Raw genomic sequence first — 22,814 nt, 5'->3', positions numbered from 1 at the left:
TGTCTTTCTCAAGATAGGATAAAAAATTACGCAGCCAGGTCGAACGCTCCGCGGAAATACACCAGCGGTTGGCTACTCTGATCAGGGTGGAAATCTATGCTTAATGGTTGCGCAAGAAAGATTTCATGCGTGCCACCGCGCAGCGTTTCGACAACATTCACGCCAATATGCACGAGAGCATCTTTAACAAAAAAATTCCCGCTCTCATGTTTTACGCAATATTCTCCGAAAGATTTTCCGTCAGATTTACCAGCAAAATACATGGCCATATCTTTCTGGTTGCTACGGAGAATACTAATCCCAAATGTGCCACTTTCCTCAATAGCACGGCACGTCGCACTTTTATGGTGCAAGCAGATCAGTAATGTCAGAGGGTCAAGAGAAACCGAACTGAATGCACTGATTGTCGCGCCGCATTCGCCCTCCGCACCACGCGCCGTCACAACAGCAACTCCGGTGGCAAAATGCGCCATAGCATTACGGAATGCGTCAGATGTGACCATTGTCATAGGTTTATTCCTTTGCTGATAACGCCGTTTCTGGACGTTCGATCAGATTTCAGAGATCAACAACAAGAAGAGGAGAGAAGGACCGCGAACAGCACAGGGCAATCTGGTCACTCCGCTCATCGTCCGTCAGATACTCATCCCGATGATCTGGCTCACCTTCCAGAACACTCACGACGCAGCTTCCGCAAATCCCCTGCTCACAACTCACTTTTACCTTCACCCCGGCGCGTCTGAATGCGGCAACAATAGTTTCATCGGGTTTGACCTCAACCCGAACGCCTGATTTTGCCGCTAGAACCTCAAACCCATTCCCGCCGACAACTGGCTCGGCAGAAAAGGCTTCACGATGCAGATGAGATTTAGCGTAGCCTAGTGTTTCACCCGCAGTAAAAACCGCATCCATCAGGCCTGCCGGACCACAGGTATAAACATGCGTATCACTTTTATTCGACACGCTCCCCAGCGCAGTGCCGGCCGGAAACAAGGCTGTCTCAGGCTTGCTGCAATCATGCACCACAACAGACGCTGCAAACGGCAACGTGGACAGCAATGGCGCAAAAACAGTGCTACGCGCAGCATAATGCAGCGTAAAAGATGTGCCGCGATCATGCAGTTCATACGCCATGGCAATCAAAGGCGTAATACCAATACCCCCGCCAACCAGCACGGCGTAAGTACCATCCTTCATAAGCGGAAAGAGATTGCGCGGCGGACCTATCGTCAAGGTCTCGCCAAGGCGCACCGTCTCATGGACAGCTTTTGAACCACCGCGTGAAGCAGGCTCTAGCAGAACCGCCATTTTATAACATGACCGATCAGCCGGGTTACCACATAGAGAGTATTGGCGAATCAGATCGTCACCCAAAAAGAGGTCCACATGCGCTCCCGCTTCCCACTCTGGCATTGGAGAGGAATCAGGCATGCTTACGGAAAACGACAGTACGTCACCAAGTTGTTCAACACTGCTCACTTTAACCGCAAAAGGCTGCGGAACCTGTCTGTCTGTCATCGCATGTAAAGTCCGCTATTAATATCAACGATAGAGCCAGTCATGGCGCCTGCATCCGGACGGGCCATTTCAACAACCATACGGGCCACTGTTTCCGGGCGTCCGGGTTCACCCGTGGGTAAACTGGCAAATGCCCGCTTCGCATTTTCCACACCGATGGTTTCTGCAACTGAAGGCAGATCAAGCGGACCCGGAGCTATGGCGTTAACCGTAATGCCGTGAGGTGCCAGATCCCTTGCAAAGACCTTGGTGAGCGTATGCACAGCCCCTTTGGACGCAGCATAATGTGCGCCTGTTGCGGTGCCGCCATTCTGCCCCGCCAGAGAGCCGATATTGACAATTCGCCCCTTTTTGTCCGCTGCACGCAGCCGCCGGGCAAATCGCTGACTGAGCAGAAAGGTGCCGCGCAAGTTCACTGCCATGATGCTGTCAAACGTGCCCATGCTGATTTCGAGCACTTTCTCCGCTTTCATGATGGCGGCATTATTGACCAGAAGCCAAGGCAAACCCCACTGCTGCTCGACCGTATCAAGAGCCTTTTCAACAGCGTCTTCGGAGGACACATCAAGGGTGATGCTCATAGCATCCTCCCCAATGAGTTGTGCTGTTTTTTTGGCCTGAACACCGTCAATATCAGCAATAACGACCTTATAGCCTTCAGAAGCCAAATGCTGCGCGATGCAAGCACCCAGCCCCTTCCCGCTACCGGTAATGAGCGCTACCGGCTTCACAGAATGTAACTCACAGTCGTCAGAGCCTCAGTCGACGTGAGAAGACAGATGATTTTACGGTCAATTTTTAGACCATCATCCGTTTTTACCAGATGGAACGTCACATTTGCCGAGTAATAGCGCTCACGCCCCTGCCGCATTTCCGTCAGCATCTGGGCACATCGTACAATACATTTCGTCTCATCGGTTTCCAGCATCCGGTAACGCCCGAGCAAGCGCACGGTATGAGCCGGTGGCATTGCGGAAATCGCTCGGCCACTCAGCAGCCGCGTCACGCGGTTCTGGCGCATTTCCGCGTTATCATACGCGTAATTAAGCTTCTTCTGATAATCGTCCGCATCAGGATCAATCGGAACGATGTAGAGACCATCAGGGGTGTAAAGAGACAGCCACTCCTTAAACTGGCCGTAATCAAGCATATCAGCTTCAAGCGTGATGAACTCAATGGCATCGGCGAGAGTAATGCTCATTGTGCTGCCTCCTCAATAGCAGTTTCGCAAGTCATGTCAGTCAGCCACTGCCTGTATGCAGCCCGCATACCCGTCTCGGCCGTTACATCGCTAAAAAGCAGCCCGCTTTCACGTTTGGCTTCATGCTCCAGACCACGGTTGAGGAGAATGTCGATGTTATACCCGGCCAACGCACCACGCTGCACGCGGTCCCATGCTTCAGAATCGTCCGGCGTCCCAAAACCCAATGGCCCCTGAAAATGCTCATGCAACCGAAGACGCACTTCATTCGCTATTTCCGGCCCGCCATCCATACCAATGGCAATATGACGAATTTCCGTTTCATCAACAGCAAGCGGACGCAGCACGCGGAAAAAGGCCATTGAGCAGGCCACATTGGGATAGAGGTTAAGGTTGAAACCCGAGCCGCCAACAGCGCGCACAATCTGCCTTACTTTTTCAGGCGGATAGTCTTTTGAGAGTGCCTCTGCAAGTTTCTGGAATCTTTCAGGAATAGGGGCATCAAGGTTTTCTTCCAGATCCACCAACTCCGGGATCATGACCATAACGGAGTGGCCATTTCCAAGATCCTCGACAAACCCGTCGCCTTCAACAAAGTCAAAAATATTCTGGGTTTGATTGTCCACAGAATCCAGAAAAGATTTATGAACAATTGGGAAATGGTAAGCGTCTGTTGTGTTTTCTAGCTGAATTTTCCAGTTTCCGGGGAACGTGAATTTATGTTCTCCCATGGTTTTAATGGGCCAGCCAGCACCCTGCTTCATGAACAGGTCAATCCAGATTTTTGCAGGGCCGAGCCATTCATCAAGCGGCATGATATCTGCATTGAACGTCGCAAAAATCATGCCGTTATAGTCTTCTACACGCAGGGAAACGAGCGGAAGTTTGCTCTTATCCAAGCTATCCCCATAGCCTTTAGGCTGCGGCACTGCGCGCAAAGCCCCATCCTGCCCGTATGCCCAACCATGATAGGGGCACACAAAGCTGGCGGCTTTCCCACTTTTATGTTCACACACCGTTGCTCCGCGATGGCGGCAACGGTTCAGGAGCACATGCACCTCACCCTTGCGGTCACGCGAGACGATAACGGGATGCTGGCCAACAAACGTGGTGATGAAGCTTCCCGGATCAGGCAGATCGCTCCGATGCGCAACCCATATCCAGTTCCGCTTAAAAATGCGGTCCATTTCCATGTCATACAGCAAAGCATTATTGTAAATGGAACCGTCTGCGCGGTCCTCATTCACCAAGGAGGCGGGGTCTGGAAGAAGCGTCATTGTTTTCATCCTCATTCTGTACAATCCGGGGTTTTGGACGTATTAAGTCTTATGCTCTGTCAGGGGTAACCGGGGCGACCGCCACGGCCGAGCCCGACCTTTCCGGCCGCCTCATAATTCCCCGGAGCCATAAACGCGTGCTGTGCCACAACAGCGCAGTCTTGCAGGCAACGCCCAAGAATATGATCGACCTGTACTGCGGCGATCCCGCCAATGGAAAAACACTTCTGCGCAACCGAAAAAGACGCCTGAGCAGCATGCGTTGCGGCAAGACGCACGGCATTGGCATCCGCTTCCGTCGGAGTTTCACCCGCACACAGGAGTGCCCAGACTTTTCGTGTCACGTCATAGAAAAATGCACGGGCGGCGTTCAGTTCGGCTTCAGCCTCCCCCACCAGCATCTGCACATAAGGACGGTCCCCCAGCGCAGGAGCCCCGGTTATGGAACGACGTTCCCCCATAACGCGCACCTCATTCAGCGCACGCCGGGCGCATCCCAAACCAACCACGCTCAAAACCTGTGCCGCAAAACCTAGAGACGGATACTCGTAAAGAGGATTCTCGATGGTCGGTTTGCCACCGCGGGTGAACGTCCAATCTTCAGAAACAAAGACATTTTCGACGACCACATCATGGCTGCCCGTGGCACTCAGCCCCAGTGTATTCCATGTTTCATCAATGGTGACAGCCGAAGCCGGCATAACAGCAGTCCGTGGTAGGCCGCCGCCCTCACCATCAACCGCAATCCCCACACCAATCACCGATGCGCCTGTGCACCCGCTTGCGTAGGGCCAGCGGCCACTGACAACAAACCCACCATCACCCTGCTGCACCTTCTGCGGCGGGAAAATGGCGCCGGCAAACACAACATCCGGTCCATCACCGTACAGCTTACGCAGCGTGTCCAAAGGCAATGCGGCCAGATATGTGGCCGAGACACCAAAGCTTGCCACCCAACCACACGAGGCATCCGCCTCAGCTATCGCTTCTATCAGTTCCAGAAACTCAGCAGGACTGACCTCAAGTCCACCGAATTGCTTGAGCACCAGAGCACGATAAACACCAAGCCTTCGAAACCTATCAACTATATCCTGAGGGATCCGACGCATGACGCGATATTCAAGGGCATTTTTCCGAATGATCGCCAGTGCCTCTTCAAGCACACCGCCTTCCAGAAACACTTCTGCCACCCGGGGAGAATCATTAAGCATCTGTATAGTCTCGATCAGTCACGGGAACAGGTATTCTGCCCCTTAAGTTCATCCATACAATCCGGCACAATGTGCTCCGTGCCCTCATTTTTCGTAAGTCATATTACTATCTTTTTCAAGTAAATATTCGCCACATTCAGGGTGCATTCTTAACCGCAGAACCAGTCTCTCTAAAACACGGAAATCACTAATTTTTTTCAGTTTCTACCCAATAATACTATTGTTTTAATAGCAAATTTTTGTTCACGTTTTCGTTTTCCAAAATATAGAAAATATTTTTTAGACTTCCCCCACACGAAAAAATGAAGTCATTATCACCTAAATATTCGCTTGAAATATCGACTTATAACGCTTAATATCGTTATAAATACGATACAAATATAGGTGCGACAGCTTCAAACTTTATCATCACCCCTTACAGAAAGGTTGCGTCATGCCTGAAATTTCCATTCTGCCCGCCGTGCAGGCGTTTATTGAGCAGGCTCATCACCTTTATATTGATGGCCGCTACACCCCATCACATGGCACAAACAGATTGGCAGTTTATAATCCTGCCACAGGCCAGAAAATCAGCTCCGTACCCGATGCGACGGAGAGTGATGTTGACCGCGCCGTAACCTCCGCCCATCAGGCGTTTACTTCTGGTTCGTGGCGCAAACTCTCCCCTTGTGAGCGCGAGGCCACTCTTCTCAAACTCGCCACTCTGGTTGAACGAGATTCGGAAATCCTGTCTCAACTTGAAACGCTCGAACAAGGGCAGTCTATCGTTCTCTCCCGTATTCTTGAAGCAGGCGGAGCCTGTAATTGGATTCGGTATGTCGCGGGTCTTTCCACAAAAATAACTGGTCAGACTCTTGATGTTTCGATTCCCATTCCTCCCGGAGCCCGCTACACCGCCATGACTCGTAAAGAGCCGGTGGGTGTGGTGGCTGGTATTGTACCGTGGAACTTTCCCCTGATCATAGCAGTCTGGAAGGTTTTGCCAGCGCTGGCCGCAGGTTGTTCCGTTGTTGCCAAACCCGCTGATACAACGCCTCTCTCCTTGCTCTACCTCGCTCATCTGGCAACAGAGGCCGGTGTGCCGGACGGAGTTTTCAATGTTGTGACAGGTGCTGGCACAACGACGGGAGAAGCACTGGTACGTCACCCAAAAATTGCTAAAATCAGCTTCACCGGCTCTACCCCGGTTGGCAAACATATTGCGACCGTCACAGCAGATCGGCTCACACGCCTGTCTCTCGAACTCGGCGGGAAAAACCCTGCTCTGGTTCTGGCTGATGCTGACCCTGACCTTGTCATTTCAGGCCTTGCAATCGCAGGGTTTATGAATCAGGGGCAGGTCTGCGCGGCCTGCTCTCGTGTTTATATTGAAGGTCCGCTGTTCGATACCATCGCAGCAGGGCTGCATACTGCTCTTTCAAGCATGAAAATTGGACCGGGGCTGGATGAGACGACCCAGATTAATCCTCTGGCTTCTCGCGCTCATCAGGCAAAAGTTCAGAACTATCTGCAAGATGCCATGGCAGCCGGTGCTGATATTCTGTGGGGGCAGGAACCGCCGGATACGAGTGGCTTCTACGTCCGTCCAGCCATTATTCTCAACCCTAAGCCATCCCTCAAACTCGTGCGTGAAGAAGTATTCGGGCCTGTCATGACGCTCACCCGCGTTGAAAGCGCCGAAGAGGGACTCGCACTGGCCAATGATTGTGAGTTTGGTCTGGCTGCCAGCGTCTGGACCCGCAGCCTGTCGCAGGCCATGGACCTGCCCCCACGCATGGAAGCAGGGACTGTATGGGTCAACAGCCACGTTATGATTGACCCGAACATGCCGTTTGGCGGTGTGAAAAATTCGGGAGTGGGCAAGGATTTCGGCACAAACTGGCTGGATGCTTTCACCGAAACAAAAGCAGTCTGCATCCGTCACTAATCAATAAGGGTCAATCCCATCATGCGTCGCCCTCTTTCATTTTCTGCGTGGCGTCGTCTTTCAGGTCTGGGCACAACTCTTGCTCTGTGTGCTGGCACCTCAGTTGCGGTTGCACAGCCCACAGCGCCCAGTAGTGACTGGCCCCTGCATGGCCTGACAACGTCTGAGCAACGCTTCAGCACACTGGACCAGATCAACACGCAAACTGTCTCGCGCCTTGGTCTGGCATGGTATCAGAACCTTGATGCACTCCGTGGTCAGGAGGGGACACCTCTGGTTATTGGTGGAATCATGTATGCCACCACAAGCTGGAGTAGGGTTGAGGCACTTAAAGCCGATACAGGAGAGGTCTTATGGCAATATGACCCACGGGTTCCCGGCAATGCTGCTGTCCGTGGGTGTTGCGATACAGCCAACAGGGGTGCTGCCTATTCTGACGGTCGCATCTTTATCGGCACTTATGACGGACGCCTTCAGGCTCTGGATGCAAAAACAGGGCATTTGCTCTGGAGCGTTAACACCATTCCAGAAAATGCAACGCTAGGTGGAATCCGCTCCTATACCATTACCGGCGCGCCCCGCATTGCCAAGGGCATTGTCATTATCGGAAATGGTGGTTCAGAATTTGGTGCCCGTGGATTTGTCTCCGGCTTTGATGAAAAAACTGGTGCGTTGAAGTGGCGCTTTTACACAGTCCCTGCTCCGGGCAATAAACCCGACAATGCCGCATCTGACAAAGTGCTGCATGAGAAGGTTTACAAGACATGGAGCCCGAATGGGGGCTGGGTTCAGTCAGGCGGTGGCGGTACCGTATGGGATTCCATCGTCTATGACCCTGAAACGGACCTTGTCTATCTGGGTGTAGGCAATGGTTCTCCATGGAGTTACAGCATCCGCTCAAACGGCATTGGCGATAATCTCTTCCTCGGCAGCATTGTCGCCATTCGCCCAGAAACAGGTGAATATGTTTGGCATTTTCAGGAAACACCTATGGATCAGTGGGACTTTACAGCCTCACAACCCATGATGATTCTTGATCTGACCATTCATGGACAAAAGAGACACCTGCTCGCGCAAGCTCCCAAAAATGGCTTTTTTTATCTTTTGGATGCCGCCACTGGAGAGTTTATTTCCGCCACACCCTACACATTTCTCAACTGGGCTGACGGTGTAGACCCCAAAACGGGACGCCCCAATATTGTGCCGGATGCTCTGTGGTCCCTTACTGGCAAAACTTGGATGGGGATTCCCGGCTCTCTGGGTGGACACAACTGGGCACCCATGGCCTATAGCCCTAAGACTGGGTACATTTATATTCCAGCCCAGCAAATGCCGCAACCGTTCCATTCCGGAAAGAATTTCAAACTCAACAAAATGGGCGTTAATCTCGGCATAGACATGACAGGCCTGCCGGATGACCAAAAGGTTGTTGATGCGGTCAACAGCGGCCTGAAAGGTTGGCTAGAAGCGTGGGATCCAGTAGCAGGCAAAGTCGCGTTTACAGTACCCCATGCGACGCCATGGAATGGTGGCGTGTTGGCCACGGCAGGAAACCTTATTTTCCAAGGGCTTGCAACGGGTGGTTTCGAAGCCTACGACGCAAGCAACGGCAAACGCCTCTATCATTTTGATGCTCATAGCGGAATTATCGCCCCGCCTATCACCTATAGTGTCAATGGCCGCCAATATGTTGCCGTTGAGGTGGGCTGGGGTGGTATCTTCCCCCTCATGGGCGGCGCAATGGCACGTTACCACAACGCAGGTATTAACCATTCCCGTTTACTCGTGTTTGCGTTGGACGGCGAGCAACGCCTTCCTTTAGAAACGCGCACTGGTCAAATACCAATCCCCACCACCCAAACCTTTAACCCGAAGCAGGCACAGCAGGGCTATACCTATTACCAGAATTTCTGCATGGCCTGCCACGGCGATAATGCCATTGCAGGCGGTGTTCTGCCTGATCTGCGCTCTTCCGGCGCGCTCAGCAGCCGTGGCGGATTTCAGGCCGTGGTGAGTCGCGGAGTGCTTGAAAATTTTGGCATGGTCGGGTTTTCAAAAGTTCTTACACCTCAGGAAATCGAGGATATCCGTCAGTTTTTAATCCGGCAGTCTTCGCTTCAGAAGAGATACTAATACTCAAGGACAGTCTTCCATCCAACAAACAGGAAGGCTGTCCGCGCACGCATTAAGTCACCGACATGCAAATCGCGCGCCGGACCTCATCCAGAAGACAACTTCACACCTCAACCTAAAGACGCTAGGGAGAGGTGGATTTTGAAGTGGGGAGGTCCGTAGTGATCAGGAAAAAGACCAGTAAAGTATGGCGTGCTGCGGACCCCAAAGACCCTCTGTTTTCGGCTAATTCCTCCCCTTTCTTTCATCTTGCTCGCCTTGTGGGCCTCTATCAGTTGCGTATGGACACGCACCTCAAACGCATTGGCATGGATATGCCTCGCTGGCGTGTGTTGGCCATTCTGCACGAAGAAGATTGCGCACCCATGAGCCGAATTGCGGAGCGCGCCGTTTTCCGCATTTCCACCACAACCAAGCTGATCTACCGCATGGAAAGTGAAGGCCTGACCAGCACATCCGTCTCCGAGCATGACGGCCGTGTGACAGAAGTCCGACTGACAGATAAAGGACGCGATACCTTTGAAGGCATCCGGTCTGTTGCCTCTCTTGTTTTCGAACGCGCCTTCCACAACTGTGACGACGACGAAATCAAGATGCTCCTGAAGACATCCCGTAAACTGTACGACAACCTGTATTGAAAAGATCAACTCTTACCGTGTGAATGAAGCTGCCACCTCTGACGCAGCAGCTTCTCATCTACCTAGACCTATCCGCGTGTCAGTTCAGGCTGCTTGCTCTTCCATATCACTGTGCCTCACGGCCGTATCGTGCGCTAGAATCTGGTGCAGCTGCGCAGCATAGACGCTGCGATAAGACGCCATACTCAACAGCAACAGCACTCCTCCAAGGACGCTGGCTGTACCGGCCACAATGGCCATGGATGTGCCAATTGCGAGCGGTGATTGAAATACTTTGTCATTCAACATGCCAATCAAAATAGAGCCCCCGGACAAACCGCCAATGGCATTACAGAACAGCATGGTGGCGGAAAAGCGAGCCCGCATGGGGACCGGCACAACAATCTGGAGCACCGTTGCTGAAGGCGGCATTGGAAAGGAGGCAAAAAAGAAAGCCAGAGCAAACAGGGGCACAGCAAGATGGCGGTCACTCGTCATGACACTGAAAACCAATGGACCGGACGCCAAAAAAGCTCCGGTTGCGGCTACAATCTGTGACGCGCATATCACGCCTCGGCGGGTTAGATAGTCGATACAAAACCCACTGGCGAACACGCCTGCCGCCCCACAGATAATGACAATGCTCCCGAGTACAAGACCAAGCTCAACGTGCGTCATGTGATGGATGCGCATCATCTGTGCGGGCATCCAACTAAACAGCGAAAACAGGGTTATAGCCAGCAATGTGTAGCTCAACATATGCAGGCAGAAGAACGTTTTATGATGCCGGAAAAATGCAATTGCCTGACGAACTGGTACATGCGGTCCCGTAACACGACGCTTGGCTGGCTCATGCACAGTTATGGCAATAATAACGCCCAGAATGAGGCCCGGAAACCCAACAACAAGGAAGCACACCTGCCAAGCGTGGAAGGCCGTAGTGTTATAATGTTCTGCGATACTCAGCAGACTGCCACCAAACAGAAAGGCACATCCTGAGCCGAGGAAAGACCCGAGAAAAAAAACAGCAAGCGTGCCAGCCAGTTTTTCCTTGGGAACAATATCTCCCAGAAACGAGTAGACGGCAGGCGCAAGAGCCGCCTCCCCAAGTCCGACCAGCACACGACAGATAAAGAGTGACCAGAAACCATTACACAAGCCGCAAGCCATTGTTGCGAGGCTCCAGAGGATAACACCCGCGACAATAATAGGAGGCCTAGGATTACGATCACTCATACTGGCTAACGGAAAACCTAGCACAGCATATAAAAGCGAGAATGCCAGACCATTGAGATAGGCAAACTGCGTGTCACCCAGATGCAAATCCATCTGGATGGGGTCAATCAATAAAGAGAGAATCTGCCTGTCTACATAAGAAAGGAGGTAAGCCAGCATAAATAATATGATGGCATTCATCTGCAACAAACGGCTCATCTGGGGCTCTCCGGCTTATCGGATCAGAATTCAGGTAAGGCTAGTCTTTTCCGGGTGTGGTGCGCGTTAACCTGCGAGGCATAAGGAGTCTTACAATTTGCCTACCAGCAGATAAGAACGCGTAAAAACCCGGCACGAGTGAAAGTTGATACTGCACATAAATATGACTGGGAAAACATACCCGGAATCGTCATTTATCTGCACTTACCTCACTTTCATTTTGATACAAAAATGAGAACAGACGATCTGTGCCGTTGTCAACATGCCATGCATCACATCACAGCGAATCAACAAGAGCACTTAAATATAACACTCTGTTTTATATATTTATTTTCATTTTTATAATTTTTCCATAGTTATGCGCTCCTGTCGTTCATCTCCATCTTTTTATGAAATTTTGTTCCCGAAATGAGATGAGAAAGACTTCCTCACAAAAAAGAGATCATTCAATTTATATTTTTTAATTTGAATTTTCACGAGAATCGTCTTCTATAAATTCAATCATTCTGATTTATGTGAGTCATTCAGCCCTGTCATAACTCAATAAGAAAAATCACTGACCGGGTCGAATTTTTCTCAGTTTTCTTTCACTTGTATCCCTGATGGAGTCTTCAAAAATGACACTCCTCCCATACCCCGAAGAACGCGCACAATTTTGGTTTCGTTTTCATAACGTTTAAGCCGGATTTTCTTGGCAAAACTTTGATGGAGTTTTTCTAAAATGCAGCGCATCATTAAGATACTCTGTGTTTGGTGTTTCGTTTCAGGAGCTTGGGACTTACTCCCAGTGAGAGCCAACGCGAACCCTCCGATTACGTCTGATTATGTGCCTCCCTCCCCCGAGAAAGGTCCAGTGCCGGCAGCTCCCGGTGCTAATGGCACGGGTCGGATGGACCAGAAGCCTCCTTTTTTCCACCCCGAAAGTGGCACCGATCTAGGGTCTCACATCAATATGGACGGGAATTTTTTAACTGCCCCGAACACTGCCAGCAGCAAGATCCTTCCCTCCTTGCCACTGGCAACCATAGAACCAGCCCCGCGACATACTGAATTTTTTGATGCGTTATTGGCACGGTTCAAAAGAAATGGTTTTACTTTCCGTGCTTTTCTAATCGACAACTTCGTGAGCAACGTCAGTGGCGGTGTCAAACCAGGAACACGCCTGCAAAACGGTTTGGGAATAGTTGAGTCTGACATCGACCTCGAAAAACTCATGGGCTGGACTGGCGCCCAGATTCATTTTGGTGAAGATTTCTTTTTTCTACGTAATAACGACAAACATTGGTCGCCTCAGGTTGGGGATAACACTCTAGGATATCAGCCACCTCACCTATTTCGTGGAAATTATTTGAGCAAGTTAACGCTTGAACAAAAACTCTTTCATGACAAACTCGATGTAGAGGCAGGCCGGGCCAATCTTTCCCGCTATTTTCTTATTCCAAACTGTAACCAGATTCTCACATGCTTTAAGGATATCTGGTCTCAGGATGCTGGCATCAGTACGTTTGTCTATGCGACATGGTCTGGCCGGATTGCCTATCACATGAGCAAATCCTGGTACGTGCAAGCCGCTGCCACAGAGGTTAACAATACCATTTTTTTCCAGAATGGCTGGAACTGGAATACAAACACAGCATCCGGCGCCGCCGGAATTGGAGAAATTGCTTATCAACGTGGATTCGATCAAACGGCCTATCCCTCCACTTATGAATTTTTGGGATACTATAACTCCTCAGCAAAAACCACGTCTGAACGCGTAACCACGTCTTCAGGATCATCCTGGAAAGCGGCGCAGCATACGGGCGGCATGTCGGGCATTTTCTTTAGTGGTCAGCAATATATCTGGCGTAAAGATCATGGTACCACTCGCAATCCACACAGCATGGCCCTTGGTATTTATGGCGGTGCTGGAACAGATTTTCAAAGTTATGCCCCCATCAAAGCAGAAGCTTATCTTGGAGCGTTTGTGCAGGCGCCCTTCAAATCTCATCCGTTAGATACCTACGGCATCCAGTTACACTGGACGAAACTGGGGCCACTCCAGACACGGTTTCTTGCCGACGCTAATAAGGCCAGCGGTGGTGATGGTAGACCGCCCAGCGCGGCACATCTGGTCGCTGATATCCACGCGCGTGTCTCACTCTTGCCCAATGTCGCACTTGAACCCAGCGTGCAGTATGCCATTAATCCCAACACCTACTACGCACCGATGACAGCAAAACACCCCCATGACATTGTTGAAGTCGGGGCAACACTCTTTATCTATCTCGATAAAATCATGGGTTTCCCGCCGTGAAAACCGCACAGACACATAGTCCGCCTCGTGTCTGCATCGCGGGAATGGGCGGAATTGGTGGGCTTCTGGCAGCCCACCTCTCTCCGCTTGACGTCACTCTATCTGTCGTGGCGCGCGGAGAAACTCTCCATGCGCTACAGCACAACGGGTTGCGTTGCTCACATGGAACAACAACGGCCTCTTATGCCGTACAGGCCGACAGGCGATCACCAGATACCATACAGGATCTGATTATTCTGTGCGGCAAGTACCATCAACTCCCTGGCCTGATAGAGACTGTAAGCCATTCTATCGGGCAACAAACCAAAATTATGCCGGTTGTAAACGGCTATCCGTGGTGGATGACCCAGCCAGACACGCAGGCATCCCTGCAACCCATTCTAGACCCCACAGGCACATTAACTTCACTGAACCGCACAAATGTGTGTGGATGTGTTGCATACGCATTAGTGGAGGTGGAAAGTCCCGGCCAGATAAGATACGCGGGATCACCTCGTTTTTTTATTGGAGATGCAGAACCCAACAGCGGGTGTGCGCAGACTGTCTTGACTCTCTTAGGTCAGGAAAATCATATTTTTTACCTCAGTCAATCAATACAAAAAGATCTGTGGGCTAAATTATGCCTTAACGTTTCCACCAATCTTCTTTCTGTCCTGCTCGAAATGAGTCTGCAAGAACTCGTTATCGAACCAGACGGTGCATGTCTGACATCTCAGATCCTCACTGAAATGCACGCTCTGGCCAAAGCTTCAGGTTTGTCAGACCCTCTCCCGATTGATGCTCTGATGAACAAAATTGCACAGGGAGGAACGCATTCAACCTCCATGCTGCAAGATTACAGACATGGTCGCCCTTTGGAACTATCCGCCTTGGGAGACGCAATTCTGGCATTAGCGCGGCACTACCATGTGCCTATACCCGTTACGAATACGGTGCTTATCCTGACTCGAAACAAAGCCGCGATGAGAGATGCTCTTTCAAAATCATAAAACCGAATAAGGAAATGTAATATGGAACATCAAACTGAAGAAAAACTACGCATTCAGCTCGCCGAATGTTACCACCTTATCAATTACTTCGGCTGGACAGAAATGATCTTCAACCACATTTCGGTCAGACTTCCCGGAGAACCCCGCAGGTATCTGGTCAATACATTTGGCCTGAATTATGATGAGGTTACGCCAGAAAACCTACTCATGGTTGATGCAGATGGAACTGTTATCACGAATGGTCCTACCAAACCGAACCCGGCAGGTTTTGCCCTGCACGGTGCCATTCACGCCGCACGGGACGATGTGCATTGTATCATTCACACGCACACAAATGCTGTGTGCGCTGTTGCCATGAAAGAAGAAGGCTTCAGCCACGATAATTTTTATGGAGCCCAACTTTTTGAACGCGTTGGTTATCATACGTTTGAAGGGATAACACTCTATGATGATGAGCGCCCCCGTATGCTTGAAAGCCTGGGCAACAAAAATGTTCTAGTCCTGCGCAATCATGGTTTAGCTGTAGGAGGCATAGATATTCCCCGTGCTTTCTTTCTGCTCTGGGTTGCACAGCGGGCCGCAGAAATTCAGTGTCATACTGGTATGATACCGGGCCAAAACGTCACCCTGAGTGATGAAATACGCCGTCGATGCGCGCAAGACGCTGAAAGCGTTATAGCGAACTCCAGTGCAGCACAGAAAATGTTTGATGCAGCCGTCAGAAAAGTCCGGAAAGAGCGCGGTCCTCTCTGGGTAGGTGATACCCCTTCCCCATAAGCAGCTTGTGCTTTTGCACGCTATCTTTGCAAGCGTCAGCTTTATTCCACTCTACCCCACGCGAGTAGAGTGGAATAACTGCCAAAAATATAAATAAATCTATCAAATATTATTGAAAATAATCTAAAAGAACTTTTGTGAAATTATTGGCCTGCTCGATGTTTGCGAGATGCGCGGCTTCCAACATAACGCACTGTGCTCCAGCAATCCCATCACGTAAAGCATACGTATGCTCGGGCGGAGTAGCGGGATCGTATTTTCCGCCAACAATTAACGTTGGAACCTGAATTAATTTCAAAACAGGTCTCATATCCATGTCACGAATGGCCGCACAGCAGCCAGCGTATCCGACAGGGTCTGTTTTGATAAAAATATTTCTTATCTCTTCTATGTTTTTGATCTCAGCAATAAAATTCTGTGTAAACCAACGCGAGAGCGTACCATCCACGATGGCGTCCATCCCATCAGCAAGAACCAGCTTGATTCTCGCATCCCAAGCTGAAGGCGGTCCCATAAAGGGGGAACTATTTGCAATAACAAGCTGACTGACGCGTTCAGGCGCTCTTACGCCTAACCATTGCCCGATCATACCGCCCAATGACAAACCACAAAAGGCAAAGCGTTCGATTTCCAGATCACTCGCCAATTCCAGAACGTCCCTTCCAAGCCGATCCAGCCCATAAGCGCCCGCAGGTACGTCTGATCTTCCATGTCCGCGGGTATCATAACGAATGATGCGAAACCGCTTGGATAGAGCATCCATTTGTGGTTTCCACATATCCATTGCCGTACCGAGAGAATTGGAAAGTATAAGGGCAGGCCCTTCAACACCCGTTTGTTCCCATGCGATGGAACAACCATCCCCCATCGTCGTAAATCCCTCAATCACACTCAATACTCCTCTTCAACAGGTTAAAACTATAAAGATAATATTTTTCTAAAGCAGGTCGTGGCAAAAGCATAAAATAGCTCGATCATTAGATGGCAGGCTTTCTTGCTCGCTTATCTTAAGATCAAGAGCCTTCATAAAAATACTTATGAATTCACCGATTCAAAAACATGATAACATTTATACATTTAAACTAAATTATAAAGAATTTCTAAAAACTTACCATCAAAACATGACTATAAGGGAAGCATGGATCATGCATCCCTTATAAAATCATCTCAATATTCATTGTTCGCCGGGGAAATGCACTCTCTTCTTTTTCAATTTTTCACTTTTTTCGGTGCTCGTGGGCGGGTTGAGAGATGCTCTTCAGTTGGGTTTGAGGTACTGTTAAGAACAAAATCGAAATTGATCTCAGCATACGGCTTGTTAAAGCCGACGCTGGAGATTTCTTCCAGATCCTCATGATACTGGACATGTGGCACCAGTTCATCACGCGTAGCATAGGCAAAATCGTCGTTAATATAAGGGTCACCTTCAATATTGATCTGAGTGGTTAATTGGCGATAATCCGGTGCCTCCACAAAGAAGTGAATATGCGCAGGGCGAATGCAATGCCGACCGATAGCTGTCAGCAGCCGCTCTGTGGTGCCATTTGGAGGGCAGGCATAGCCAGATGGCATGATACTGGTAAATTTGTAGCCACCGTCCTGATCAACCTTGATGCGCCTACGCATGTTGAAATCACTCTGAGTTTTATCAAAAAAGGAATAATTTCCTTTTGTGTTGGCATGCCAGACATGGACAATGGCATTGGGAATTGGCTTGCCATTTACGTCACGGACGTGCCCCCATACTATGATCTGTTCGCCCTCGTCACTTCCATCATCCAGTCTTGCGCCGCTCTCTACAATAGGAGCACCGGCCACGTACAGAGGACCTTCAATGGTTCGCGGTGTACCGCCCACAATACCGGCAGCACGGTCCTTGGCGTCTGCCCGCAAATCCAGAAAATGCTCAATACCAAGCCCTGCCGCCCAGAGTCCAAGTTCCGGCCCCGCTTCTGCCAGAAAATTCAAGGCATGCCAGAATTCATCATCACTTACATCGAAGCGATCAATGGTATCGAATAGATCGGCCACCATCTTACGAACTATTTTTTTAAGACGCAGATTACCCTTGTCTTCTGTACTGTCAATGCCTGACAATTTATCCAAAAAGCGGTCCATTGCAGCCGTGTCTGTAAACTTTGTCATGATTTATTCCTTTTATTTTTTATCAAGACTTCTGCATTTCAAATGCAGATTTAACGATCGTCTTCATAAATCGATGAGGGATGACGGCAGAGCGGTGCGACAGTAACCGTCATAAAGGGATAGAGAGGTAATGTGACAAGCAGGTCATGCAGTTCAGCATTACTCTCTACATCGAAAATACTGACGTTCGCGTATTGACCTACAACTCGCCAGATATGACGCCATTTTCCTGAACGCTGGAGCTCTTGGAAGCGGTTTTTCTCTACGAACTTAAGCTGAGTTGCTTTCTCAGCATCAAATTCAGCGGGAATATTGACATCCATTTTAACCATGAAGAGCATTTGACAAGTAACTCCTGAAACTAAGCCGCAAAGCACTGGTGAAGTTATACGCGCCGAAAGCGGTCAAGTTGCCGCTCGTCAAGCGAAACTCCTAAACCCGGACCATTTGGCACAATGAGTTCGAAATCACGATAAACAAGGGGCTCTTCAAGGATTTCTTCAGATAAGAGAAGTGGTCCGAACAATTCTGTCCCCCATGCAAGTGAAGGAAGAGTCGCAAAAAGTTGGGCAGACGCCGCCGTCCCGACACCAGCCTCCAGCATCGTCCCGCCATACAGACCGATGCCGGCTGCCATGGCCACACCTGCCACGTCTCGCCCGGCACGCAGGCCGCCTGACTGGGCAATTTTCAACGCGAACACGCGAGCGCCCGCTGTTGCAGCAACAGCAAAGGCTGAGGCAGGGCCGTGCAGCGCCTCATCCGCCATCAGTGGGATCCGATGACGCGCAGACAGCCGGCTCATTACAGCATGATCATGACCAGCAACAGGCTGCTCCACCAGATCCACTCCCGCATCCGCCAACATGGCCATACCCTGGTCAGCAGTGGTTTCATCCCAAGCCTGATTTACATCCACGCGCACACTGGCCTGCGCACCAAGAGCTTTCTTGATACTAGCGACATGCGCAATATCCTCACGAAAATCACGCTTGCCAATTTTAAGCTTGAAAATTCGATGGCGCCGCGCCTCCAGCATTGCTTCAGCCTCGGCAATATCGAGCTTCGTATCACCACTGGCCAACGTCCACGCAACAGGGAGTGTCGATCTAACCCGGCCGCCCGAGATCAAATCTGATACAGGCAGCCCTATGCGCTTACCTGCTGCGTCCAGAAGAGCTGTTTCCACGGCACATTTGGCAATAGTGTTTCCAACAACATGCTTCTCGATCAGTAGCATTGTCTCGGCCACACGGCTCAGATCACAAAGGCGCAAAAGCGGGACGATATAGGTCTCAATCGCTAGGCGGATACTTTCAGGGCTTTCTGGCCCGTAGCTCATGCCGCCAATTGTCGTGCCTTCCCCAATGCCCTCCACTCCGTCATCGCTTCTTAGACGAAACAGAACAATGGACTGCTGATACATGGTGGCCATGGACAACACATGCGGCCTGATTGTGGGCAGATCCAGCAAGACCGTTTCAGAAGAATGAAAGTTGATTTTCACTAATTCTACGCCTGACAAGATAATATATAGACAGACAGACGTTAGACTGTGATAGACGACAGACCAAAGACTATTACAGTCAGAATACTATACCCAGAAGGTATGAGGCGTTTATGGACCTTCGTGTTTTGCGTTCCTTTGTTGCTGTTGCCGAAGAGCGGAGCTTCACGCACGCGGCTGAACGCCTGCACATTGCCCAACCCCCACTTAGCCGCCAGATTCAGCAGCTTGAAAGGGAGATCGGCGCGCAACTTATAGATCGCAGCGCACGCCCACTCCAACTTACCACCGTTGGACAGCTTGTTTATGAACAGGCCAGACAAATTCTGGGTCGTGTCAATGACATGCGCGAGATGGTTGCTCGCGTTGTTCATACAGAGAAACGCCGCATCACTATGGCTTATGTCTCAACCGTTCTACATGCCAGATTGCCCGATATTATCCGGGATTTCCGGATTCGTGCCCCAAATGTTGATCTAAGTCTGGTTGAGCTTGTAACAATTGATCAGATCACGGCTCTCAAAGAAGGGCGAATTGATCTGGGGTGGGGGCGCCTACGCCTCCAAGATGACGCGATACAGCGTATTGTTCTACGGGAAGAAAAGCTAATTGCCGCAGTTCCAGAAAAATACACGTATCAAGAAGAGCGCGATTTCATAAGCCTCAGTGAACTCACAGCCTATCCCTTGATCGTTTTCCCACGATACCCGCGCCCTAGCTATGCGGATCAAGTTTTGACCCTGTTTCACGACCATGGGCTAGACCCACATATCGGCCATGAAGCCTCAGAACTCCAAAGCGCGATCAGTCTTGTTGCAGCAGAAGAAGGTATTAGTATTGTTCCCGAATCCGTCAGGAGATGGCCGATGGACGGTGTGCGCTACCTTGAACTGGCAGAGGACGCATCCTCCCCTATTATTCTGAGTTACCGCAAAGGTGACAACTCGCCAGAACTGGTTGCTATAGCAGAAGCAATAGCAAGCATGTATAGCATATGGGACTATGAAATTCCGGAAGCAATCCTCACTCTAGCGCGTCGATAAACGGCTAGACCGCATTCGGCAGAATACGTTAGAAAAAGCCAGAACCTTTTATAAAGGGTTTTATATCTTTCAAGAAAGCACGTACACTGGCCTGAGTATATTTTTTATTGGGTAAGACTGCGTAAAGATCAATTTTTTCCCCCTGTAGATCTGGAAAAATACGTACCAGCCTACCCTGCTCCAAATCCTGATAAACATCGCTTAATAATTTATACGCGATCCCCTGTCCGGAAAGCGCCCAGTCATGAATAATCTCCGCATGTGTGCTCGAGAGACGAGGTTCTACTGTAATGATTTCCGTCTTTATAGTATTGCCGATTAACCATCTGTTCATCAGCTCCATCGTTTTGTTCCGCCTCAGGCAGAGGCAGTCGTGTTTGAGCAAGTCACCGGGACTAATGGGCGGAAGCCGTTTGGCAAGATACTCCGGTGATGCACACAATACACGCACGGTAGATGCCAATCGCGTGACAATAGCATCAGGAGAGTCAGGAACCCCAAGCCGCAGGACAACATCCAGAGAATCACTGGTATCGTAAAACCCCTCTGAAGCCAGAGCCAGATTCACAAGAAGATCAGGATTTTCCGCACTGAAACCCTCAAGAAACGGCGCAATTACGCGACGTCCGAGTTCTACAGGAGCGCCGATACCGATCACTCCACGAGCGATATGCATGTTTGAGGAAATTTCTTCTTCTAGACCATCAATGGCTGCAAGAATTTCCAATGCGCGCTCATAATAAATGCGCCCATTTTCACTAAGACCAAAATGGCGCGTATTACGTAAGATCAGTTGGGTTCCAATGCGACTCTCCAAACGGCTCAGATGCCGTGAGATTGTAGCGGGAGATGTCTGAAGCTTCCGAGCGCAAGCAGTCAGGCTGCCGGACGTGACCAGAGAGGTAAAGAACCGCATGCCGCCAGCTTCATCGTAGATCACCTTGATAATCTCCATAAAAAACAATCAACAATGCATTTTTTCATCTGGCGTAACATTCTCTTGCCGATGATAGACCTACTAAAAGATAGGATGAGCATATTATAGCTGTATCTTACATGCGGCGGAATAATCGGAGAATAAGAATGACAATACCTTCGGTAACTGTGCAAACCCCTCACGATAGTGCTCAAGATGAAGCTCTCCGCCAACAGCTTATCGGAACTTGGGATCTCGTTTCCTATGAGGTGGAGGAAAAGGAAACAGGTGCATTTTTTAATGCAATGGGACCTTCTCCGCGCGGACGCGTCATTTTTACAGAGGACGGATGGGTAGCGTTCAATCTGGAAGGCAGCCATCGCTATGCTGCCACGGGAAAATCTGATTATGCAGACCTAATGAAGACACTGGTTGCCTATATCGGACGCTACCGGGTTGAAGGAAATCAGTGGATTACAGAAGTGCATACCGCATGGGCCCCTGAGTGGGTCGGCACTGAGCAACGGCGCACTGTAATTGTACGGGATAATTGCGCTGAGGTCACGACGCCCTGGAGAAAAATGCCAAATTGGCTTCAGGGTAAGCTTTCACGAAGCATTATCCGTTTTCAACGTGCAAGTTAGCAACTGTGTTTAAGCGACGAAGCCAGTGCGCCATGGCTGACCTATTTTGAGGACTGAATTGCCCCGGGTTTTGCGGAGACAGAAAGACCCGTGAGGTAAGAAGAATTCATGAGCAATAAATCGAAGCGTTTTCCACCTGAATTTCGTGACCGTGCAGCTCGCATGGTTCTGGAAGAAGAGAAGAACCATCCGTCACGCTGGTCCGCAGTGATGATGATAGCGCCAAAGCTAGATATTCACCCTGACATGCTGTCAAAATGGACCCGTCTGCATGAGCGGGCCAATGCGTCTGCGGTGAGTGATCTGCCTGACCGGGAGAAGATCAGGCAGTTGGAGCGAGAGAACCGCGAACTGCGGCAGACCAATGAAATCCTGCATAAAGCATCGACATATTTTGCGGAAGGAGAACTCGACCGCCACGCCAGTTCAGGCCATAACGCGCTTCATTGAGGAACACCGACAGAGACATATCGTGTCGGGTCATCTGCAAAGTTCTGCCAATTGAGCCATCTGTCTATTACGCTTCTGTAGCCACGCAGAAAAATCCCTGTGTGCGCAGCCAGAAAGACGAAGAGCTATGTCATGAAATCCGCAGGGTATGGAACGATAACTTCCGTGTCTACAGAGTGCGCAAGGTCTGGCATCAGCTCAGACGCGAAGGCAGGACTATCGCCCGCTGCACGGTAGAGAGGCTGATGCGTCAGATGGGACTGAAAGGCGTCATTGGTGGTAAAGGGTCAGAACCACCCGGCCTGATCCGCAACGTCCCTGCCCACAGGACATGGTGCGGCGTCAGTTCCATGCACCAGTCCTTAACAGGCTCTGGGTTTCGGATTTCACTTATGTTTCCACATGGCATGGCTTTGTGTATGTGGCCTTCATCACTGATGCATTTGCCGCGTGATTGTGGCTGGCGTGTCTCATCAACGGCCCATAGCGACGTCGTGTTGGATGCCCTTGAGCAGGCTCTGTGCCAGAGGCGACCTTAGGGAAAAGCGACCCACCGTTCGGACCGTGGCAATCAGGGCGGATTCAACCGACCGTAGCAACATGGAGGGTTCGAAGAACCGTGAATTGCAGACTTCTTTGCCTGATTTTAGGGACAGAAAGCGCCAGTAGGCGACGCGACTGACCCTGACCTTGCCCCCTGAAATACCCTCGAATTGAAGTTAAGGTCTG

The 22,814-nt window shown here is 50.3% G+C and carries 22 protein-coding genes; 10 read left to right on the top strand and 12 right to left on the bottom strand.

What is annotated here, in order from left to right:
* Positions 1-26: 26 nt before the first annotated feature.
* The 6 genes from AD949_RS03970 to AD949_RS03945 are packed head-to-tail and all read right to left on the bottom strand — an operon-like array spanning position 27 to position 5,207.
* A complete protein-coding gene (locus tag AD949_RS03970; protein ID WP_048834528.1) occupies positions 27-509 on the bottom strand; it encodes a flavin reductase family protein in 483 nt (160 codons plus the stop codon).
* Positions 510-558: 49 nt separating this feature from the next.
* Complete coding sequence (locus tag AD949_RS03965; RefSeq protein ID WP_048834529.1) at positions 559-1,518, bottom strand: PDR/VanB family oxidoreductase; 960 nt, start codon at positions 1,516-1,518, stop codon at positions 559-561.
* The gene (locus AD949_RS03960; RefSeq protein WP_048834530.1) at positions 1,515-2,249 is read right to left on the bottom strand and encodes an SDR family NAD(P)-dependent oxidoreductase; all 735 of its coding nucleotides are present in this window, start codon (positions 2,247-2,249) and stop codon (positions 1,515-1,517) included. The genes AD949_RS03965 and AD949_RS03960 overlap by 4 nt, the downstream gene beginning before the upstream one ends.
* Positions 2,246-2,719, bottom strand: coding sequence for an aromatic-ring-hydroxylating dioxygenase subunit beta (locus AD949_RS03955; protein ID WP_048834531.1), 474 nt, complete (start codon positions 2,717-2,719; stop codon positions 2,246-2,248). The genes AD949_RS03960 and AD949_RS03955 overlap by 4 nt, the downstream gene beginning before the upstream one ends.
* Positions 2,716-3,996, bottom strand: a complete 1,281-nt coding sequence (locus tag AD949_RS03950; protein WP_048834545.1) for an aromatic ring-hydroxylating oxygenase subunit alpha — start codon at positions 3,994-3,996, stop codon at positions 2,716-2,718. The genes AD949_RS03955 and AD949_RS03950 overlap by 4 nt, the downstream gene beginning before the upstream one ends.
* Positions 3,997-4,055: 59 nt before the next feature.
* Entirely contained in the window at positions 4,056-5,207 is a 1,152-nt protein-coding gene (locus AD949_RS03945; RefSeq protein ID WP_052944491.1) for an acyl-CoA dehydrogenase family protein, read from the bottom strand.
* Positions 5,208-5,640: 433 nt separating this feature from the next.
* Here AD949_RS03945 and AD949_RS03940 point away from each other — a divergent pair, with 433 nt between their 5' ends.
* The 3 genes from AD949_RS03940 to AD949_RS03930 all read left to right on the top strand — a co-directional run bounded on the left by AD949_RS03940 (position 5,641) and on the right by AD949_RS03930 (position 9,905).
* Entirely contained in the window at positions 5,641-7,134 is a 1,494-nt protein-coding gene (locus AD949_RS03940) for an aldehyde dehydrogenase family protein (RefSeq protein ID WP_048834532.1), read from the top strand.
* A 21-nt stretch (positions 7,135-7,155) separates the two neighbouring features.
* Positions 7,156-9,267 (top strand): PQQ-dependent dehydrogenase, methanol/ethanol family, encoded by a 2,112-nt coding sequence (locus AD949_RS03935; protein ID WP_082064548.1) that lies wholly within the window; start codon positions 7,156-7,158, stop codon positions 9,265-9,267.
* 161 nt (positions 9,268-9,428) lie between these two features.
* Entirely contained in the window at positions 9,429-9,905 is a 477-nt protein-coding gene (locus AD949_RS03930) for a MarR family winged helix-turn-helix transcriptional regulator (protein WP_244463258.1), read from the top strand.
* An 84-nt stretch (positions 9,906-9,989) separates the two neighbouring features.
* On the opposite strand, the gene AD949_RS03925 is transcribed toward AD949_RS03930, so the two are convergent.
* Positions 9,990-11,318 carry an MFS transporter gene (locus AD949_RS03925; protein ID WP_082064549.1) on the bottom strand — a complete coding sequence of 443 codons (1,329 nt, stop codon included), beginning with the start codon at positions 11,316-11,318 and terminating at the stop codon, positions 9,990-9,992.
* Between the two features lie 889 nt (positions 11,319-12,207).
* On the opposite strand from AD949_RS03925, the gene AD949_RS03920 reads away from it, so the two are divergent.
* Genes AD949_RS03920 through AD949_RS03910 form a run of 3 tightly spaced genes read left to right on the top strand, consistent with a single transcriptional unit; the run spans position 12,208 to position 15,380 of the window.
* A complete protein-coding gene (locus tag AD949_RS03920) occupies positions 12,208-13,614 on the top strand; it encodes a carbohydrate porin (protein ID WP_244463259.1) in 1,407 nt (468 codons plus the stop codon).
* Entirely contained in the window at positions 13,611-14,603 is a 993-nt protein-coding gene (locus AD949_RS03915) for a ketopantoate reductase family protein (RefSeq protein WP_244463260.1), read from the top strand. The genes AD949_RS03920 and AD949_RS03915 overlap by 4 nt, the downstream gene beginning before the upstream one ends.
* Before the next feature lie 21 nt (positions 14,604-14,624).
* The gene (locus AD949_RS03910) at positions 14,625-15,380 is read left to right on the top strand and encodes a class II aldolase/adducin family protein (protein ID WP_048834534.1); all 756 of its coding nucleotides are present in this window, start codon (positions 14,625-14,627) and stop codon (positions 15,378-15,380) included.
* Positions 15,381-15,489: 109 nt separating this feature from the next.
* Here the strand turns inward: AD949_RS03910 and pcaD are convergent, their stop codons facing one another.
* The 4 genes from pcaD to AD949_RS03890 all read right to left on the bottom strand — a co-directional run bounded on the left by pcaD (position 15,490) and on the right by AD949_RS03890 (position 19,032).
* Complete coding sequence (gene pcaD / locus AD949_RS03905; RefSeq protein WP_209421616.1) at positions 15,490-16,269, bottom strand: 3-oxoadipate enol-lactonase; 780 nt, start codon at positions 16,267-16,269, stop codon at positions 15,490-15,492.
* A gap of 320 nt (positions 16,270-16,589) precedes the next feature.
* Positions 16,590-17,525, bottom strand: a complete 936-nt coding sequence (gene catA, locus AD949_RS03900) for a catechol 1,2-dioxygenase (RefSeq protein WP_048834535.1) — start codon at positions 17,523-17,525, stop codon at positions 16,590-16,592.
* Positions 17,526-17,575: 50 nt separating this feature from the next.
* Positions 17,576-17,866: a muconolactone Delta-isomerase gene (gene catC / locus AD949_RS03895; protein ID WP_048834536.1), complete on the bottom strand. Its 291-nt coding sequence runs from the start codon at positions 17,864-17,866 to the stop codon at positions 17,576-17,578.
* Between the two features lie 44 nt (positions 17,867-17,910).
* The gene (locus tag AD949_RS03890) at positions 17,911-19,032 is read right to left on the bottom strand and encodes a muconate/chloromuconate family cycloisomerase (RefSeq protein ID WP_209421618.1); all 1,122 of its coding nucleotides are present in this window, start codon (positions 19,030-19,032) and stop codon (positions 17,911-17,913) included.
* A gap of 113 nt (positions 19,033-19,145) precedes the next feature.
* Between AD949_RS03890 and AD949_RS03885 the strand changes: the two genes are divergently transcribed.
* Positions 19,146-20,075 carry a LysR family transcriptional regulator gene (locus AD949_RS03885; protein WP_048834537.1) on the top strand — a complete coding sequence of 310 codons (930 nt, stop codon included), beginning with the start codon at positions 19,146-19,148 and terminating at the stop codon, positions 20,073-20,075.
* Between the two features lie 28 nt (positions 20,076-20,103).
* On the opposite strand, the gene AD949_RS03880 is transcribed toward AD949_RS03885, so the two are convergent.
* On the bottom strand, positions 20,104-21,015 hold the full coding sequence (locus tag AD949_RS03880; RefSeq protein WP_174766789.1) for a LysR family transcriptional regulator: 912 nt from the start codon (positions 21,013-21,015) through the stop codon (positions 20,104-20,106).
* 143 nt (positions 21,016-21,158) lie between these two features.
* On the opposite strand from AD949_RS03880, the gene AD949_RS03875 reads away from it, so the two are divergent.
* The 3 genes from AD949_RS03875 (at position 21,159) to AD949_RS03865 (ending at position 22,624) form a co-directional block, all read left to right on the top strand.
* On the top strand, positions 21,159-21,635 hold the full coding sequence (locus AD949_RS03875) for a lipocalin-like domain-containing protein (protein ID WP_048834538.1): 477 nt from the start codon (positions 21,159-21,161) through the stop codon (positions 21,633-21,635).
* Between the two features lie 108 nt (positions 21,636-21,743).
* A complete protein-coding gene (locus tag AD949_RS03870) occupies positions 21,744-22,085 on the top strand; it encodes a transposase (RefSeq protein WP_048834539.1) in 342 nt (113 codons plus the stop codon).
* Between the two features lie 101 nt (positions 22,086-22,186).
* The gene (locus AD949_RS03865; RefSeq protein WP_158319943.1) at positions 22,187-22,624 is read left to right on the top strand and encodes an IS3 family transposase; all 438 of its coding nucleotides are present in this window, start codon (positions 22,187-22,189) and stop codon (positions 22,622-22,624) included.
* Positions 22,625-22,814 lie beyond the last annotated feature (190 nt).

The organism is Acetobacter orleanensis (assembly GCF_001581005.1).
In the GTDB taxonomy this organism is placed as follows: Bacteria; Pseudomonadota; Alphaproteobacteria; order Acetobacterales; family Acetobacteraceae; genus Acetobacter; species Acetobacter orleanensis.
Note: the sequence above shows the minus strand (reverse complement) of the source record. Positions and strands in the feature narration are given on the sequence as shown.

What these genes read in the sequence shown, in the direction of transcription:
- AD949_RS03955 (WP_048834531.1), bottom strand. Translation starts at nt 2,719, where the DNA reads ATGAGCATTACTCTCGCCGATGCCATTGAGTTCATCACGCTTGAAGCT.
- catA (WP_048834535.1), bottom strand. Translation starts at nt 17,525, where the DNA reads ATGACAAAGTTTACAGACACGGCTGCAATGGACCGCTTTTTGGATAAA.
- AD949_RS03945 (WP_052944491.1), bottom strand. Translation starts at nt 5,207, where the DNA reads ATGCTTAATGATTCTCCCCGGGTGGCAGAAGTGTTTCTGGAAGGCGGT.
- AD949_RS03910 (WP_048834534.1), top strand. Translation starts at nt 14,625, where the DNA reads ATGGAACATCAAACTGAAGAAAAACTACGCATTCAGCTCGCCGAATGT.
- AD949_RS03875 (WP_048834538.1), top strand. Translation starts at nt 21,159, where the DNA reads ATGACAATACCTTCGGTAACTGTGCAAACCCCTCACGATAGTGCTCAA.
- AD949_RS03885 (WP_048834537.1), top strand. Translation starts at nt 19,146, where the DNA reads ATGGACCTTCGTGTTTTGCGTTCCTTTGTTGCTGTTGCCGAAGAGCGG.
- AD949_RS03920 (WP_244463259.1), top strand. Translation starts at nt 12,208, where the DNA reads ATGGACCAGAAGCCTCCTTTTTTCCACCCCGAAAGTGGCACCGATCTA.
- AD949_RS03950 (WP_048834545.1), bottom strand. Translation starts at nt 3,996, where the DNA reads ATGACGCTTCTTCCAGACCCCGCCTCCTTGGTGAATGAGGACCGCGCA.
- AD949_RS03965 (WP_048834529.1), bottom strand. Translation starts at nt 1,518, where the DNA reads ATGACAGACAGACAGGTTCCGCAGCCTTTTGCGGTTAAAGTGAGCAGT.
- AD949_RS03870 (WP_048834539.1), top strand. Translation starts at nt 21,744, where the DNA reads ATGAGCAATAAATCGAAGCGTTTTCCACCTGAATTTCGTGACCGTGCA.
- AD949_RS03925 (WP_082064549.1), bottom strand. Translation starts at nt 11,318, where the DNA reads ATGAGCCGTTTGTTGCAGATGAATGCCATCATATTATTTATGCTGGCT.
- AD949_RS03935 (WP_082064548.1), top strand. Translation starts at nt 7,156, where the DNA reads ATGCGTCGCCCTCTTTCATTTTCTGCGTGGCGTCGTCTTTCAGGTCTG.
- catC (WP_048834536.1), bottom strand. Translation starts at nt 17,866, where the DNA reads ATGCTCTTCATGGTTAAAATGGATGTCAATATTCCCGCTGAATTTGAT.
- AD949_RS03970 (WP_048834528.1), bottom strand. Translation starts at nt 509, where the DNA reads ATGACAATGGTCACATCTGACGCATTCCGTAATGCTATGGCGCATTTT.
- AD949_RS03940 (WP_048834532.1), top strand. Translation starts at nt 5,641, where the DNA reads ATGCCTGAAATTTCCATTCTGCCCGCCGTGCAGGCGTTTATTGAGCAG.